Source organism: Rhizobium sp. CF080, assembly GCF_000282095.2.
Classification (GTDB): Bacteria; Pseudomonadota; Alphaproteobacteria; order Rhizobiales; family Rhizobiaceae; genus Neorhizobium.
In genome coordinates, this window is sequence record NZ_AKKC02000004.1 from 819,283 (window position 1) to 835,203 (window position 15,921).

Here is a 15,921-nt window from a genome sequence, read left to right on the forward strand (position 1 = left end):
CAAGTCATGGCGCGTGTCTTCCTTTGCGTTCTCGACTCCGTCGGCTGCGGTGGCGCGCCGGATGCAGCGCGCTACGGCGACGCGGGCTCGAATACGCTGCTGCATATCGCCGAGGCCTGTGCTTCCGGCCGGGCGGAAGACGGGCGTAGCGGCCCGCTCAAGGTTCCGAACCTCGACGCGCTGGGATTGGGCGCGGCGATCACACTTGCCTCCGGCAGGCATGCGCCCGGCCTTTCCGCGTCACCGACGGGTCGTTGGGGCGCCGCTCAGGAAATTTCGGCGGGCAAAGACACCCAATCAGGCCATTGGGAACTTGCCGGCGTGCCCGTGACCCGCGACTGGCACTATTTTCCCCGCACCGTTCCAGCGTTTCCGGCCGATTTGGTGGCGGAGCTGATCACCCGCTCCGGCATTCCGGGCACGCTCGCCAATTGCCACGCGTCGGGTACCGAAGTGCTCGACGAATTCGGTCTCGACCATATCACGACCGGCAAGCCGATCGTCTACACCTCGGCCGACAGCGTGGTGCAGATCGCCGCCCATGAAACTCATTTCGGGCTCGACCGGCTGCTTGAAACATGCCGCGTCGCCGCCGACATCTTTCACCCACTGAATGTCGGCCGGATCATTGCGAGGCCGTTTATCGGCGAGAAGCCGGGGGATTTCATCCGCACAGCCAATCGCCGCGATTTCGCTATCGCCCCGCCGGACGGAACGATCTGCGACCGGGTGATTGCGGCGGGGAGTGCCGTCCATGCGGTCGGCAAAATCGGCGATATCTTCGCGTACAAGGGTATCACCGATGTTTCCAAGGGCAAGGATGACATGGCGCTGTTCGACCATGTACTCGGCTGGTGCGATCGCGCCGCGCCGGGCGATCTCGTCTTCGCCAATTTCATCGAGTTCGACAGCCTCTGGGGCCATCGTCGCAACGTGTCGGGTTATGCACGTGCGCTCGAAACCTTCGATGCCCGCCTGCCGGAACTGACCGCCCGGCTGCGCAGCGGCGACCTCCTCATCATCACCGCCGATCATGGCAATGACCCGACCTGGACAGGGACCGACCACACCCGCGAGCGCGTGCCGGTATTAGCGACGGGGCCGGGCATTGCACCGCAGGCGCTCGGGATCATCGCGTTCGCGCACGTAGCGCAAATGGTGGCTTCGCACCTTGCGTAGCCAGTGGGGGCATGGCGCCGAAGTCGAACCCATGCCGACGCTCCAATCAGTTGCAATGCGATGGAACATTCGCTTTCCTTCCGAATTAAGTCTGAGGCGCAATCTCTTGGAGGGCCTCATGCTGGTAAATCGCTGGGAAAAGCCGCTCGTTTTGGAACGGGATGGCATGCGTATCGTAATTACTTCTGCCGAAGAGGGGGTGAACTGGCTTGCTCACGAGCCAAGCCAGGCGGGCGAAGCCTGGCAGCACGCCTGGCAGACGTGTCGAGCGGTGCATGAGGGACGATTGCCGGCGGAAGAGGCCAGGTCGGCAGTGTTGCTGGCGGCTACCGGTCGCCGACATTGAGCAGAGCATGGCCCTCATCTGCGAAATAGTCCGCCACCGACATGGGCACCGGGTAAAGGCCGGGTCGTCAGGAGATCGGAGCTTCCACTTGGCGTAGTTCCGGAGTGGAAAAACGCATCATCCCGGGACGATCTGACAACTCGAGTTGCAGGCTGAGGCGCAGCTGAAGGCTGTGTCGTGGGGTCTTCAACTTGATCGGCGGCGTTTTCAGCACGCCAGACCAGGCTTCGTGTGGAAATGGCGCAAGGCTCTGTTCCGCGAGGTTGAACGGCGCGAGCGCCTGGGATGTCAGTCCTTCAGGGCCGCCATCTTTCAGAATGAGCGAAATCTCGCGCCAGCCATCGTGGGCATCGACTTCCACCTCGCAGCTGGCTTGCACCCATGCGCCGGCGGGAAGAGGATTGATGAAATCTTCGCCGAGGATCTCCGCGAAGCATTCGCCTCTTGCCAAACTGACTTCCTGCCAATTGGCGCTCCGGTCCGGACGCGAGATGACCTGATTGGAGAGCACGTGCCGGATTTCTGGAATTACCAATCCATCAGCCAGCGGTCCCGAGCCATTCAGGAGCGGATTTGAGAGCAGATTTCCCAGTGGATTGTCGACCGAATGGAAACGATCGTCGCGTGACCAGGTCCGGGGACGCGAGGGAGCAAGGAAAACGCGCAGATATTCGGCCAGAGCCTTGCCGACCGCGTAACCGCCGGGGACAGAGAAATGGGTTCCGTCGTCGGAGAAGCCGTCCCGAGGCACTCCGTCGGCGGAATGCCAGTCCACCCAAGGGGCATTCCAGTCGAAAACGTGGCAACCCGGTCTGCTGGCTGCAAACGCGAGGCTTTTCTGGTTGATCCAATGGGCCTTCGCCCGTTCTGATCCGCCCGCGCTCCATTTCTGCGTACCGCGCGCAAGGATCGGCAGCAGGATGACCTGTCGACCGGCGCTCAGGATACGGTCGACGATCTTTTCGCGGACGGCCTGGATGACCTCCTTGGTTTCCACCATCATGTCGTTCGTGCCGGCATCGATGATGATCAGGTCGAAATCGAGCTTCAGTACCTCATCGATCCGATTGGCGATATCCCGCGCCTTCTGTCCCGAGACCCCCGCGTTCAATCCCCCGAAGCCGCGCGTGGTCCCAACCCGGCCGCTCGGCTCCCATCCGGGATAGACGAGCGGATCGTGAAAGACCGTGACATCAAGCTGACCGTGGGAAAGCACTTCCGCCCACGTCGCCCACCCTCTTGCAGAGGAGCGGATGTGTCTTTCGCCGGCGTGGTGGTTCTGTTGCACGAGCGATGTGCCGAGAAGCGCGACGCGCTTCCCATGAACTGGAAATCGGGCTGTCATGACATCCGTCTCAGGAAAACAGTGTTCCGCCGTTGACGTCGTAGCAGGCGCCGCTGATGAACGAGGCTTCATCGGACACGAGGAAGGCGACGAGGCTGGCGACTTCTTCCGACTTGCCCTCGCGTTTGAGCGGCGTGGCACCGGCGACCCGCTCGCGCACTTCCGGCTTGGTGAACGTGTCGTGGAATGTCGTCGAGATCATCCCCGGGCAAACGGAATTGACGCGGATCTTCGGTCCAAGCTCCTTTGCAAGGCCGCGCGTGAAGGTCATGACGGCGCCCTTCGAGGTCGCGTAGGCGACGGCGCCAGGGCCACCACCATCGCGGCCGGCCTGGGAGGCGAAGGTGACGATCGAACCGCCATCGGACATGGCGGCGACGGCTGCCTTGGAAGCATTGAACAGCGAGGTCAGGTTGACGTCGATGACCTGCCGGAAAAAGGCCTCGTCCATGTCGGCCAGCGTTTTGCGGGCGATCATGCCGCCGGCGACGTGCACCAATCCATCGAGCCTGCCGAATTCGGCGACCGTCTTTTCGACGGCGGACTGCGCCTCGGCAGCCACGGTCATGTCGGCCTTGATGGCGATGGCCTTGCCACCGGCTGCGGTAATTGCGTTCTGGCATTCCTCGGCACCCGTGGCGGAGCCGAAATAGGTGATCGCAACCTTGGCGCCTTCGCTGGCGAGCCTGTCGGCGCAAGCCTTGCCGATATCCCGGCCGCCGCCCGTCACCAGTATAACCTTGTTGTTCAATCCGTTCATGGGAATGTCCTTTCGTATTCAGAAGTTCTTGGGAATGACGATGCGAAGCTGGTTGTCGTCGACGTCGGTGAAATAGAGGTCGGCGCTAAAACCCTGGTCGTCGACGAAGTGGAAAACCCGTCTCGGTTCCCGAAGCGAATAGGGCACCAGCAGGGTCACCAGCGTGTGTTTGGTCGCGGAGGGAAGCGTGGCTTCGATATGGTATTGCGTGGCCAGGCCTTCGATATCGGCCGGATCGACACCTTCGAAGCCTTCCATCAGCTTTATCTCGGCCGGTCCCGCAGTCGAAAAGACGAACTGGCCGTAGAGGCCGGCCCGCTCTCCTGTCAGTCGGAAACTGCCGCTGCCGACGTCCATCGGGCGTGTGGCATGGAAGAGCCATTGCAGCGGCTGCGGCTGGGCGCACTCGACGCGATCGACCATGACGATGAAGTCGCTGTGGGCGAAATAGATGTCCCGCTCGACCTTCAGCACCACTGGATTGGCAGCCTGATATGCGGCGGTGGCGTCACCACTGATGAAGACGTGGGTCGGCTCCTCGCGCACGGCCATGATTCTCCCGCCGGCCTTTTTGGCAATCGCCTTGTCGCCTTCGGCATATTGTCCGCGGCCATCAATCAGGATGGCGTTCTTGGAGATTGTCTGGCGCCGCCAGCGCCGGTGCATGGTCGAGTTGAAGGCGACGTAATAACCGCTCTGGACCGCAAGATCCTCGCCGAAGGCATAGAGCAGAAAGGCGTTCTGGTCGCCATGGCTGTGGCTCAGCGAGCCGAAGGAACTGCTCTTGAACACGAGCTGGATGTGACGATCTGGGTCGTCCATGTATTTCTGGATCGCGACCCAGCCAATTTCCTTGAACCATTTGACGGGCGGCAGATCGGTAGGCGCTTTTGCGTCGATGGCGGGATAATCGTGGCGATAGACGAGATCGTCAAAGTTGAGGTCCCACCAGCCGTAATTGTAAAACTCCATGGCCGTGCCGGCAGCATCGGCCTTCAGCCGCTCGTAGTACCATTGGTAATACGGGTTGCCCGTAACTCCGGCGAACTGGCGGACATTGTAGCCAACCTTCAGGCCTGGCGGATCGCCAAGGGTGGAGTCGTCACCGAAGCAGGCGCGTCGCGTGCCTGGTGCCTTGGTGTAGAGCGGAAAATCGCCGGTCTTTTGAAAGAATGGGCGCTGGTAGAGATCGACCTTGAGGAAGTTGCGGATGAGGTTCGCGGCCTCAGTCAGATAGGCGATTCCGGTCATCCAGTAGTGCGGCCCTTCCGCCCAGCCGCCATCCTTGTCGCCCCAGGGAGAATAGAGGGTGAAGAGGAATTCGACCGTATAGTCCAGCCAGTTTTCCGCTTCTTTTTCCTCCCCGGCCATGGCGATGCAGGCGGCAGTCAGAGCCGCCGACAGGGAGCGGACGGCGTGGCTGTCATAGGGGAAGACATGGATGCGGGCGCGCCACAGAACATGGTCGGCGACCTCCCGGGTGCGGGCCAGAAGGATGCCACGAACATATTCCCGCTCGGCATCGTCCAGATGATCGTGAAGCCAGTCGTAACCCCAGGCGAGTGCGGTCACGACCCGGAAAGCCGCTTCGTCATTGTAGGAGCGTTCCGTGGCGCCCTTCGTATCCCATCGGGCGACCGAGAGAAGCCATTCCTTGGCTTTCGCGATCATGTCGGCGTCTTCCAGGATCACGCCCCCGATCGCCAGATGGCGGATGGCGTAGATGACTTCTTGGCAATCGATATACATCTGCCGCCAGAGCTTTGCGACGCGCACATTGTCCGGATAGGGCGATGGCTCGGGGATCAGTTCACGCGACAGCCAGGGTTCGACCGAGTTGCCAAAGAAGGTTTGCCAGCCGCAATGATCCGGATCCGAATTCAGCTCCTTACGAAACGCCGCAACGCCGTCGGGACTGAGCCACAGGCGGGGATGGCGGAGATCCATGTTCCGATGGCGCACGTCGGCGCGGGGCAGTGGCGTCTGCGGCAGGTCGGACGACAGTGTGAACTCGCGGGTGCTGCTCCATTCGGAAGTGACGCGCTTTGCCGTGTCATCCCACAGCGCGAACGACCAATGATAAGTCCCCGATTCGAATGCCGTATCTGGTGTGAAGAAATTCCAGGTGAGGTTTTCAAAGGTCAACATCTGGGCGGCAGTAAAGCCCGGATCACGCGATACCCTCAGGACGTATCGTGCGTCGTCATCCAGAGCAGGGAGCCAGCTGAAACGCGGCGGGTTTTCGACTGAGGCGTCGCCGACAGGCTGATACGCGATCGTCAATGTGCCGGGTTTCGGCTCGTCGAGATAGTGGAGACGGTGGGCTTCGGCGGGCTTGGGCATCGCGATGACGTCCTTTGAATTCGAGGCGGGGCGGGCGCGGACAGGCCGCGCCCGGATCTTCGGGTGGAGGGGATTCAGTTCTTGCCGTACTGGCGGTCGTAAGCGGCCTGCATGACCTTCATGACCTTGGAATAACCAAGCTGCTCGAGCCGGGCTTGATAGGCATCCCAGGAGGCATCGACATTCTGGGCCCCGAGAACCCAGGTCTGCTGCATCTCCATCATGTAGGTGAAGAGGCTCGGCCAGTATTTGTCGTAGGTGGCCCGCTCTTCCGTGTTCATGGAGACCCCGGTAAATTCCGGCATCAACAGGCTGGGCTCCTTCTGGTACATGGCGATGCCATCGAGAGCCATCTTGTTGGTCCACTGCTCCTCGGACGGGTAGGAGGCGAAGTAGCCGCGCGGCACGCCGGCACCGATTTCCCACATCTGGGCGTTGACCGGCTTGGGATTGTTGAGGACGCTTGGCTTGTAGACAGGCTTGCCGTTGATCATGTCGTAGGTTTCACCCTCGACACCCCAGTTGGACAGAATGCGTCCTTTTTCGGAGAACCAGAAGTCGAAATACTTGATCGTTTCGACCGGGTGCTTGTTCGAATAGGAGATCGCCCAGCCGGCCGGCTGGAACGTTGCGCGGCGGCTATCCTCGAACCGCTTTCCGGACACCGTCTTCGGCGGCAGCATCGGTGCGAAATTGATGCCGGATACTGTATCCTTCAGCGCCTCGGTGTAGTTCGAGGTGCTGGCAAACCAGTCATGCGTCATGCCGCCGATATTGTTGCCGAGCATGTATTCTCGCACGCGAGCGCCGCGGGTGAAGACTTCCGTATCGATCAGGCCTTCCTTGAACCATTGGGCGATCTTGGAAATGCCGGTCTTGTAGTTCGGCGTCGTCCACGGATGGACGACCTTGCCGCTCTCGACCATGAAGTCGCCATAACGTTCCGATCCGGAAACGCGGGCATCCCACATGTTGATCAGGCGCACCGCCTCGATCGGCTCGCGGGCGAAGTAAGGCACTTCGTCCTTCTTGCCGTTGCCGTTCGGGTCCTTTTCGCGAAAGGCCTTAAGCACAGCGTAGAGCTCGGCGACATTTTCCGGCACTTTCAGGCCGAGCTTGTCGAGCCAGTCCTTGCGGATGAACCAGGCGCGGGAAAATTCGCCTTCAGGCACATAGGGAATGAAGTAGATATGGCCGTCCGGCGCGCTGATCGCCTGGCGGACGACCGGGTGCTCATCGAAGAATTTCTTTAGATTCGGGGCGTTCTTCTCGATCAGCCCGTCCAGCGGCACGAAGGCGCCTTCCATGCCGTAGCGGATGAAATCGTCCTTCAGGCCACCCGTGACATCGCCTCCAACGATATCCGGCAGGTTGCCCGACGCCATCAGGAGATTGAAGGCATCGCGGCTGCTGCTTGTGGCAAGCGACGCGACGTTCTTCACGTGGATGCCGGTCCATTCGGCCGCCTTCTTCTCCACCGGCCAGTTTTCCGTGTAGACGTATTTGTCACGGAAATGGAAATGGATGGTCAGCTGCAGAGGCTTGTCGACGATCTTCGTCGAGGCATCCTGGGCGTAAGCGGCACCGGTTTGCAGTACGGCGCATGTGGTGAGCAGCGCCAGCATTTTTCGAAAGTATCTCATTCCATTCTCCTCCTTCAACAGAACCGATTGAGACGGCGTTATTCCTTCACTCCGCCAAGGGTGATGCCCTTGTTGAAGTATTTCTGAATGCTCGGGTAAATGAGCAGGACGGGGATGATCGAGGCGATCATGATGGCGGCGGTGACCGTCTCGAACGAATAGCGGTTGGTCAGCAGGCTGCTGGCGAACTCGTCGTTGGCCGTCAGGTCGACGATGATGCGCTTGAGGTAGAGCTGCAGCGGGATCTTCTCTTCGCCGCGCAACAGCACCATTGCCCAGAAGTAGCTGTTCCAGCGGGAGACGATGCAGAACAGGCCGACCGTGATGATTGCCGGCTTGGACAGCGGAATGAACACCTTCCAGAGCAGCTGGAATTCGCTGGCGCCATCCATCTTGGCCGCTTCTTCGAAGGACTTGGGAACCCCTTCGAAGAAATTGCGCAGCAGGATCACGTTGAAGGCGTTGCAGGCAAAGCCGATGATCAGGCCGAAGCGGGAGTCGAGCAGGCCGAGATCCCGCATGTTCAGGAAGAAGGGGATCATGCCGGCGTTGAACCACAGCGTGAACGCCACCATCAGATTGAGGAATTTCCGACCGCGCAGGCGAGGCCGCGACAGCGCGTAAGCACCGGGGATCATGATGGCGAGGCTGATGGCCGTGCCGCCGAACGTATAGATGAAGGTGTTGCCGTAGGCGATCCAGAAAAGCCGGTCGGACAGCACGAACTCGTAGGCGGCGAGCGTCAGGTCCTTCGGAAACAGCACGACCTGGCCGGAGGTAACGGCGGCACCCGATGAAATCGACACGGCCAGGAGGTAGATGAACGGATAAAGCGTCGAAATGACGAACAGGCCGATCAGGGCTGCATTCGCATATCCGAAGATCCGGTCGCCGCGGGAATAGAGATTGAAGCTTGCCATGACGATCACCAGAGCGAGGTTGACGACACCTTCCGGCTGATCCGGTTGGCCGTGAAGACGAGCGCGAAGGCGATGACCGCGTTGAAGAGGCCGGCGGCGGTGGCGAGGTCGTATTGCGTGCCCTGCAGACCCGTGCGGTAGACGTAAGTCGAGACGACGTCGGCAGTGCGATAGGTTGCCGGCTGGTAGAGCAGGATGATGTATTCGAAACCGACCTCGACGAGATTGCCGATGCGGATGATCAGCATGATGATGATCGTCGGCAGGATGCAGGGCAGGGTGATGCGCCACATCATCTGCCAGCGCGATGCCCCGTCGACCCGGGCGGACTCATAGAGCGTCGGGCTGATGCCGGCGATCGCGGCCAGATAGACGATCGACTCGAAGCCCGCTTCCTTCCAGATGTTCGACCCGATGAAGATGGTGCGGAACCATTCCGGCTGGGTCAGGAAGTAGATCCGGTCGAGGCCGAGGCTCGACAGGATCAGGTTGACGACGCCTGTCGTGGGGGACAGCAGGTTGATGACAATGCCCGCGACGATCACCACCGAGATGAAATGCGGCAGATAGACGATGGTCTGCGAAACACGGCGCCCGAACTCGTTCTGCAGTTCGTTGAACATCACGGCCAGGATGATGGGCACGGGGAAGGCGAAAATCAGCCCCAGGCCGCTGATGGCAATGGTGTTCAGGAAGGCACGGATGAAGATCTGGTCTTCGAGAAGCGTTTGAAAATTCTCCAACCCCACCCAGGGACTTCCGGAAATGCCGCGGAACGGACTGAAGTCCTTGAAGGCGATCTGCAGGCCCTCCATCGGCTTGTAGAGGAAGAGCAGGAACCAGAGGATCATGGGCAGGACGAGCAGGTAGAGCTGCCAGTCCCTTCGCAAGTCCTCGCCCAGTCGCTTGAAATATCCGACGAATCTCGATGTCATGATCAATCTCACGCGTGCCCGCTGACGGCCTTGCCGCTTGCGGCATCGAAGACATGCAATCGGTCCGTGGGTATCTTCAGCTCGCCGATTTCCGAAAGCTTGCGGACGTCGGCCGGCGTCTCGAGCTTGGCGACGATCGGCTGGCCTGCGATACGGCTGTGCAGCAGGGCCTCCGAGCCGAGCGGCTCGACCAGATCGACGGTTGCCGCGATCGGCTGGCCTTGCGCGCCTGCCTCCGGGCCGATAGAGAAATGCTCCGGACGAACACCCACGAGAATGCGCTGGTCGGCTTCCAGCGATGCGACGAACGAGACCGGCAGCTTAAGCTCAATCGCGTCTGTATGGACGCCGTCGATGCGGGCGGCGGGCTCACCGTTCAACGAGGTTACCGTCGCGCGAAGAAGGTTCATCGGCGGAGAGCCCAGGAAGCTCGCAACGAAGGCGTTCGCCGGATTGAGGAACAGTTCCATCGGGGAGCCGACCTGTTCGACGCGACCGGCGTTCATCACGACGATGCGGTCTGCGAGTGTCATGGCTTCGACCTGATCGTGGGTCACATAGATGCTGGTGACGCCCATCCGCTTGTGAAGCCGCTTGATTTCGGCGCGCATCTGGGTGCGCAGCTTGGCGTCGAGGTTCGACAGGGGTTCGTCGAACAGGAAGACCTTCGGTTTGCGGACGATCGCCCGTCCCATGGCGACCCGCTGCCGTTGGCCGCCCGAAAGGTCTGCCGGCTTGCGTTTCAGATAGGGGGTCAGATCCAGAATGGTGGCGGCTTCGTTGACAGCCGCTTCCACCACCTCGTTCTTCTCCCGCCGGACGCGCAGGCCGAATGCGATGTTTTCGGCGACATTCAGATGCGGGTAGAGTGCATAATTCTGAAACACCATCGCGACGTCGCGGTCTTTCGGTGCCATCCGGTTGACGACGCGCCCTCCGATCGAGATCGTGCCGTCGGAGATTTCCTCCAGGCCTGCGATCATTCGCAGCGTCGTCGACTTGCCGCAACCTGACGGCCCGACGAGAACGATGAACTCGCCCGTTGCGACATTCAGGTTTACAGAGTGCACGACTTCGAGTGCGCCGTAGCGTTTCACTACGTCGTTCAATTCCACTGCAGACATGTCAGTTTCCTCCCGGCGGCGTCCTCCCTCAGGTCAGACTGCGCCGCGGCCTCCGTTTTTCTGTCGTTGTTGCATTGATCGATTCAATGTAGCTCCACAGCTTCGGGTCCCTTGAAAGCTCCGTGATCTTGCTTTCAAGCGAGCCGAGGTGCCTGCTCATTGCCGCCACCGCTTCATCCGGAGACGCGTTGCGGATGGCATCGACGATATCCCGGTGCTCATGGATGACCTCGCCGGTGCGGCGCACGCCGAAGATCATCTTCAGGTGACGCATGCGGTCGATCTCTCCCTTCGCCTGGTTGACGAAAGCCCAGACGCCACCGAGGCGAGCCGCCGCGAAAATCGTCCGATGGAAATCTTCGTCCAGCTCGAAGAAGCTGGTGTAATCCTCCTTTTCCACCGCTTCGATCTGCTGGTTGAGGCAAAGCTCCATACGCCCGAGGTCTTCAAGCGTGTGACGCTTGGCGGCTTCCGCCGCGGCACCTGCTTCCAGGCGAAAGCGGATGAAGCATGCCTCGATGTAACGCTGAACCTCGATCGTCGCGACGAAGGTGCCGCCCTGCGGCACGACCTTGATCAATCCTTCTTCCGAAAGCCGGATGATGGCCTCGCGCACCGGCGTCTTGCTGACATTGAGAATCGCCGCGACTTCCTTTTCCGGCAAGGCCCTTCCAGGCAACAGCCGAACCTCCACGATCAATTGCCGCAGTAGCCGATAGACCTTGCTTGTCGTATTGCCGGGGCCACCGATCGGTGAGGACCGGAGCAGCTCCTCCAAAGGCAAGGCCGGAATTTCAATGACGTTCGACATATCTCTTTGCCAACTGATATCTTAGTTGCGAAATTGATGTCTTAGTCAGGCCTTGTCAAGGCGAATTTTTGGAATTCGCTTTCTTGTGTTTTGGGAGTGGAACGGTCGGGTCGCGACACGGCCAAGCGCAAGCGATCCCGGCAAAAGCTTGCCGAGATGACCTTCACGCTGAAAAATCAATCAAAAACCGGAGATTACCAACGCGGAACGCGCCGTTCGTAGGTGGGGTCGAACTCTTGCATATAGGCCGTGTCGTTGCGTTCGCTGACGCCAGCGCTCTCGTAGAGCCTGGCAAGCTCCGCAAGCTTTTCCTGGTTGATGGAAACGCCGAGCCCTGGCCTGTCGGAAACGGCGAGGGTGCCGTTCTCGAAACGGAAAGGGTCGCCTTCGATGATGTCGACACCGGTCCACGGATAGTGGGTATCGCAAGCATAGGTCAGGTTTGGCGTCGCCGCCGCAACATGGGTCATGGCTGCAAGCGTGATCCCGAGGTGCGAGTTGGAGTGCATGGAAAGGCCAAGGCCAAAGGCCTCGCACAACGTCGCAAGATGTGTCGAGGCGCGTATTCCGCCCCAGTAATGGTGGTCCGAGAGTATTATCTGCACGGCATTCTTGCGAACGGCTTCGGCAATCTGGTCGAATTCCAGCACCACCATATTGGTCGCCAGCGGCAGGCTGGTCGCGGCCGCGACCTTTGCCATGGCATCCATGCCGAGGACGGGATCTTCGAGATATTCGAGAACGCCTTCGAGCTTCTTTGCGATGTAGATCGCCGTATCCACCGTCCAGCCGCCATTCGGATCGATCCGCAGCGGATGATCGGGAAAAGCTTCGCGCAACTTCAGCATGGTCTCGATTTCGAGATCAGGCTCAAGCACGCCGCCCTTCAGTTTCAGGGAACCGAAACCATGTTCGGAGACGAAACGGCGAGCCTCCTCCACCATCGCGTCCGGTGTCATGACCTCGCCCCAGTCATCCGGCTCTTCACCGATATGCCCGGCAAACTTGTAGAAGAGATAGGCGCTGAATGGCACGCGGTCTCGCACAGGCCCACCGAGCAGATCGACGACCGGCCGGCCAACAGCCTTGCCCTGGATATCAAGGCAGGGAACCTCGAACGCGGAATAGACGACGTCGGTCACCTTGTGATCGGCAACCGCCGTTTTGGCGTTGATACCGCCTCCGTTCGGGAGTGCGGCAAGGACCCGCTTGCGGAGGTCGCTCAGCTGAAACGGGTCGAGTCCGACAATGGCAGGGGCCGTGTCGCGCAGGCCCTGAAGCGCCTTGATGCTCCCATAACTTTCCCCGATGCCGACCGATCCGTCGTCGCAGAAGACCTCGATCACCGTGCGCAGGGCATAAGGCTGATGGACACCCTTGCAGTTGAGAAGAGGCTTGTCCGGAATGGCTACCGGCGTCAGCTTGACATGTTCGATCCGCATAGAGTTTCCAACGATGTGACACTGCCCCAGGGGTCACCGGCATATATGAACGCGCGGCTTCAATCAAAGCCGCATGTTTTCAAAGTGTCCATTTCTCGCGACCGGAAGGGACAGGTTTCCGCCGGAGAGCGCTATTTCAGCGGTAAAAACAGGTCCGCGACCGCCTCATGCTCCGGCACTTCCGCCAAGAAGCCCAGCCGCTGGCAATAGATCGGGAAGTCGCGTGCTTCCTCGCCACTGGCCGGAAGCCAGTCGCGATAAAGGTAAAGCGCGGCGGGCTCAAGATTGTCGGTGTTGCCGACGACGCGCAGCACCGCGCAGCGTCCGCCGGGGATCTCTCCGGCTCTGATCTGTTCGCCGTTCGCCTCGATCGGCTGGTCCGTCCCGACGCAAAGGTCCATCCTATAATCGACAGGCGACGCAGGGCGCCGCTCGGAACGCCAGACATTGAAGGTCGGACTTGTCTTGGGGTGCAGGCCAGCGGCCCTGCGCCACGCGATGAACCGCTGGATGGTGGCACCGAGCGTAGCCGGGTCCCCCCGATGCTCCATGATAGCCACCGGCGTGGAGGGCTCGTGGCGAATCGTCACGTCGTCAGTGGTAAAAGTCTTCTGCACGAGCTTGCTCCTTGCGTTGTCGAAAGGCCCGAAGGCTGCAAGCCACGGCTCCCAATCGGGAGACTTCCGGAACGACGAGGGCGATTGCCCGAACCGTTGCCGAAAGGCGCGGGCGAAGGCGTCCGGTGCATCGTAACCGGCATCCATCGCAATGTCCGTGACGCTTTGGGCATCCTTGTAGGCTAGCCGGTATGAAGCGCGTTTCATGCGGGCAAGTTGGATATAGCGATGCACGGATAATCCGAAGGTCGCCTTGAACTGCCGGTGGAAATGAAACTTCGAGAAGGCCGCAACACCGCTCAGCGTTTCCAGGTCCAGATCACCGCCAAGATGCCGGTCGATGTAGTCCAGCACGCGCTGCATCCGGGCATGGTAGTTTTGAAGCGCTGCCTTCATCGTCCCTCCTCTGTGGCGGCTCCAGCTGGTTGTTCGACCCCTATGGCAACTTGCTGTCCGGGCCATCAAGGAATCGCAGGGCTGTTGAGGTGAATGGTACGATGGGATCATAAATGGGAGCGTGTTCGCCACCAGGAATAATCCACAGCGCGGCATCCGGAACAGAACGATGGATGCGTACGGGAATTTCAACGGGAAAAAAGCGGTCGCGATCACCGTGCACAACAAGCGTACGAGCTGCGATGGTTGATAGATCTCGTTCGGTGAAATTCATATCGTCATGGTTTTCGCCCAACGCGTTGAACTGGGCGATGAGTTGATTGATCTGTTCCTCACCGCGTTTTGCGCACTCCCGATACATTTCCTGAACGTGTTGGGGCATGACGCCGAACGAAGCTCCGCGCATGATAACCCGTGCCTGATCTGGGAAATGGGTCGTTGCACTAATTAATACCATCGAGTCGATGCGCCTGGGTTGGCTCGTTGCCATGTGGAGTAGCGTCATCCCGCCAGAACTGATGCCCATAGCCGAGAAGTGACCAACTCCCAGCTTTTCAAGCAAGAGGAACACGTCACTGGCCGCTTCCCGATGTGTGAACCTGCTCCCGGGATTGGTAGAGTGACCGTGGCCACGCAGATCGACGACGATCAGTCGATAGCGCTCCGAGAGCCTGGCGGTAAAGGGCAGCCAGTTCTGCACGCAACCGCCAAACCCATGCAGGAGTACCAGAGGTTTTCCATCTCCGTACTCCTCGTAGTACATCTCAATGCCGTTGATCTGAACAGTATGCCCGCGAGTGGTTGTCTGTTTGGGAGCGTAGGTGGTTGTCATGGTGTCTCTCAAATGCGCGATAAAGGGAACAGCCGCCTGCAGGCCCATGGAAATGAACCCGCGAAAAGACAGCAACGCCGGTCACTGTCTCCAGGTCCAGACCACTGCCAGGATTCCGGTCGTTGTAGTCCAGCACTCGCTGTCTCCGAGCAGGGAGGTTTTGCGCGGCCTTCATCGTCCCTCCTCCGAGGCGGTTCCAACTAGCCGCTAGCGGTCACGACGCGCTCGACCGATCTTGCGGTTTTGTCACGGGTTCGCAGAACGTCGCCAGGGACCGTTTGCGGCACGCTCCACCCATCAAGCCAAAAATGCAGGGTTCGCGGTTCGAATCTGTTCAGGACCTCCGGCCAGCCTCACGACAATGACAACTCACCGCGCCGCACAGACCACTTTGCGCCGTGTCGCTTTTCGCTACTTCATTCGCCGAAAACGTCGCCCACCAAATAGGCTAACTGACGAATTTATAGTCATTAATTCGCATGCTATATGCTGTAGAATATCAGTTGACATATCACGATGGATATAGAATTCTCTTGGTGCCAAGCGAAGGCGCGCAGGGGGTCCGGTGAAAATTCTTGTTCTCAACCCGAATAGTTCGACGAAGGTGACGGAAGCGATTGCCGAGAGCATTGCGCCTTTGCGGGCCGTCACCGCCCACGCTATCGTTTGCGACCGGCTTCCCGATGCGCCGATCGGTATCGAGACCGATGAGGACGTGGCATTTGTTGCGCCCATGGTGGTTGAGAGAATAGCCCGCGGCGACGCGGATGCCTTTGTGGTGGCGTGTTTTTCTGATCCCGGAGTTGCTGCGGCGCGCTTGGCAACGAACCGGCCGGTGGTTGGTATCGCCGAGGCTGCCTACTATGCCGCGCTGCAATTGGCGCCGCGCTTCGGCGTCGTTTCGCTCGGCGCCTCATCGGTTGCGCGCCATGCGGCTCATATCGAGCGGCTCGGGTTGACCGCGCGACTGGCCGCCGACCGGCCGGTCAATATGTCCGTGGCCGAAGCGAATGATCTTAATTTGGCGGGCGCGTCGGTTGCTCGCGCCGCAAAGGTAATGGCGGAAGTGGACGGTGCCGGCGTCGTGATCCTCGGCTGTGCCGGCATGGGCGGCCACCGGCCCGTCCTGCAGCGGGAGCTGGGCGTGCCGGTTGTCGATCCCGTGCAGGCGGCCGTCGCGGCGGCCATCAATGCGCTCGACCTCGAGTATTTTGCAAAGGGGTGATCT

14 protein-coding genes are annotated in these 15,921 nt (G+C 60.2%); 3 read left to right on the forward strand and 11 right to left on the reverse strand.

Translation table 11 applies throughout. The features are described from left to right. Positions 1–6: 6 nt before the first annotated feature. A complete protein-coding gene (locus tag PMI07_RS10945; RefSeq protein ID WP_007758632.1) occupies positions 7–1,179 on the forward strand; it encodes a phosphopentomutase in 1,173 nt (390 codons plus the stop codon). A gap of 118 nt (positions 1,180–1,297) precedes the next feature. Beyond that, the gene (locus PMI07_RS10950) at positions 1,298–1,525 is read left to right on the forward strand and encodes a DUF982 domain-containing protein (protein ID WP_007758631.1); all 228 of its coding nucleotides are present in this window, start codon (positions 1,298–1,300) and stop codon (positions 1,523–1,525) included. Between the two features lie 67 nt (positions 1,526–1,592). Here PMI07_RS10950 and PMI07_RS10955 read toward each other — a convergent pair whose 3' ends face one another. The 11 genes from PMI07_RS10955 to PMI07_RS11005 form a co-directional block, all read right to left on the reverse strand. Then, positions 1,593–2,942 (reverse strand): SGNH/GDSL hydrolase family protein, encoded by a 1,350-nt coding sequence (locus PMI07_RS10955; protein WP_155956434.1) that lies wholly within the window; start codon positions 2,940–2,942, stop codon positions 1,593–1,595. Next, positions 2,881–3,630 (reverse strand): glucose 1-dehydrogenase, encoded by a 750-nt coding sequence (locus tag PMI07_RS10960; protein ID WP_007758627.1) that lies wholly within the window; start codon positions 3,628–3,630, stop codon positions 2,881–2,883. The genes PMI07_RS10955 and PMI07_RS10960 overlap by 62 nt, the downstream gene beginning before the upstream one ends. Before the next feature lie 18 nt (positions 3,631–3,648). Further along, positions 3,649–5,973, reverse strand: a complete 2,325-nt coding sequence (locus PMI07_RS10965) for a DUF4962 domain-containing protein (RefSeq protein ID WP_007758625.1) — start codon at positions 5,971–5,973, stop codon at positions 3,649–3,651. Positions 5,974–6,047: 74 nt separating this feature from the next. Then, positions 6,048–7,616 carry an extracellular solute-binding protein gene (locus tag PMI07_RS10970; protein ID WP_007758622.1) on the reverse strand — a complete coding sequence of 523 codons (1,569 nt, stop codon included), beginning with the start codon at positions 7,614–7,616 and terminating at the stop codon, positions 6,048–6,050. A gap of 38 nt (positions 7,617–7,654) precedes the next feature. Then, positions 7,655–8,536 (reverse strand): carbohydrate ABC transporter permease, encoded by an 882-nt coding sequence (locus PMI07_RS10975; RefSeq protein ID WP_007758620.1) that lies wholly within the window; start codon positions 8,534–8,536, stop codon positions 7,655–7,657. 5 nt (positions 8,537–8,541) lie between these two features. After that, positions 8,542–9,471, reverse strand: a complete 930-nt coding sequence (locus PMI07_RS10980; RefSeq protein ID WP_007758619.1) for an ABC transporter permease subunit — start codon at positions 9,469–9,471, stop codon at positions 8,542–8,544. Between the two features lie 8 nt (positions 9,472–9,479). Beyond that, the gene (ugpC, locus tag PMI07_RS10985) at positions 9,480–10,595 is read right to left on the reverse strand and encodes a sn-glycerol-3-phosphate ABC transporter ATP-binding protein UgpC (protein ID WP_007758617.1); all 1,116 of its coding nucleotides are present in this window, start codon (positions 10,593–10,595) and stop codon (positions 9,480–9,482) included. A 28-nt stretch (positions 10,596–10,623) separates the two neighbouring features. Further along, positions 10,624–11,406 carry a GntR family transcriptional regulator gene (locus PMI07_RS10990; RefSeq protein WP_007758616.1) on the reverse strand — a complete coding sequence of 261 codons (783 nt, stop codon included), beginning with the start codon at positions 11,404–11,406 and terminating at the stop codon, positions 10,624–10,626. Between the two features lie 194 nt (positions 11,407–11,600). Continuing rightward, positions 11,601–12,848 carry a glucarate dehydratase family protein gene (locus PMI07_RS10995; protein ID WP_007758615.1) on the reverse strand — a complete coding sequence of 416 codons (1,248 nt, stop codon included), beginning with the start codon at positions 12,846–12,848 and terminating at the stop codon, positions 11,601–11,603. 131 nt (positions 12,849–12,979) lie between these two features. After that, positions 12,980–13,861 carry an AraC family transcriptional regulator gene (locus PMI07_RS11000; RefSeq protein ID WP_007758614.1) on the reverse strand — a complete coding sequence of 294 codons (882 nt, stop codon included), beginning with the start codon at positions 13,859–13,861 and terminating at the stop codon, positions 12,980–12,982. Positions 13,862–13,901: 40 nt separating this feature from the next. Further along, on the reverse strand, positions 13,902–14,693 hold the full coding sequence (locus tag PMI07_RS11005; RefSeq protein ID WP_007758613.1) for an alpha/beta hydrolase: 792 nt from the start codon (positions 14,691–14,693) through the stop codon (positions 13,902–13,904). Positions 14,694–15,258: 565 nt separating this feature from the next. Here PMI07_RS11005 and PMI07_RS11010 point away from each other — a divergent pair. Then, positions 15,259–15,918, forward strand: coding sequence for an aspartate/glutamate racemase family protein (locus PMI07_RS11010; RefSeq protein ID WP_007758612.1), 660 nt, complete (start codon positions 15,259–15,261; stop codon positions 15,916–15,918). Positions 15,919–15,921 lie beyond the last annotated feature (3 nt).

Coding starts and splice junctions, on each gene's coding strand:
- PMI07_RS10945 (WP_007758632.1), top strand. CDS start 7: ATGGCGCGTGTCTTCCTTTGCGTTCTCGACTCCGTCGGCTGCGGTGGC.
- PMI07_RS10980 (WP_007758619.1), bottom strand. CDS start 9,471: ATGACATCGAGATTCGTCGGATATTTCAAGCGACTGGGCGAGGACTTG.
- ugpC (WP_007758617.1), bottom strand. CDS start 10,595: ATGTCTGCAGTGGAATTGAACGACGTAGTGAAACGCTACGGCGCACTC.
- PMI07_RS10995 (WP_007758615.1), bottom strand. CDS start 12,848: ATGCGGATCGAACATGTCAAGCTGACGCCGGTAGCCATTCCGGACAAG.
- PMI07_RS10950 (WP_007758631.1), top strand. CDS start 1,298: ATGCTGGTAAATCGCTGGGAAAAGCCGCTCGTTTTGGAACGGGATGGC.
- PMI07_RS10965 (WP_007758625.1), bottom strand. CDS start 5,973: ATGCCCAAGCCCGCCGAAGCCCACCGTCTCCACTATCTCGACGAGCCG.
- PMI07_RS10990 (WP_007758616.1), bottom strand. CDS start 11,406: ATGTCGAACGTCATTGAAATTCCGGCCTTGCCTTTGGAGGAGCTGCTC.
- PMI07_RS11000 (WP_007758614.1), bottom strand. CDS start 13,861: ATGAAGGCAGCGCTTCAAAACTACCATGCCCGGATGCAGCGCGTGCTG.
- PMI07_RS10975 (WP_007758620.1), bottom strand. CDS start 8,536: ATGGCAAGCTTCAATCTCTATTCCCGCGGCGACCGGATCTTCGGATAT.
- PMI07_RS11005 (WP_007758613.1), bottom strand. CDS start 14,693: ATGACAACCACCTACGCTCCCAAACAGACAACCACTCGCGGGCATACT.
- PMI07_RS10960 (WP_007758627.1), bottom strand. CDS start 3,630: ATGAACGGATTGAACAACAAGGTTATACTGGTGACGGGCGGCGGCCGG.
- PMI07_RS10970 (WP_007758622.1), bottom strand. CDS start 7,616: ATGAGATACTTTCGAAAAATGCTGGCGCTGCTCACCACATGCGCCGTA.
- PMI07_RS10955 (WP_155956434.1), bottom strand. CDS start 2,942: ATGAAGCCTCGTTCATCAGCGGCGCCTGCTACGACGTCAACGGCGGAA.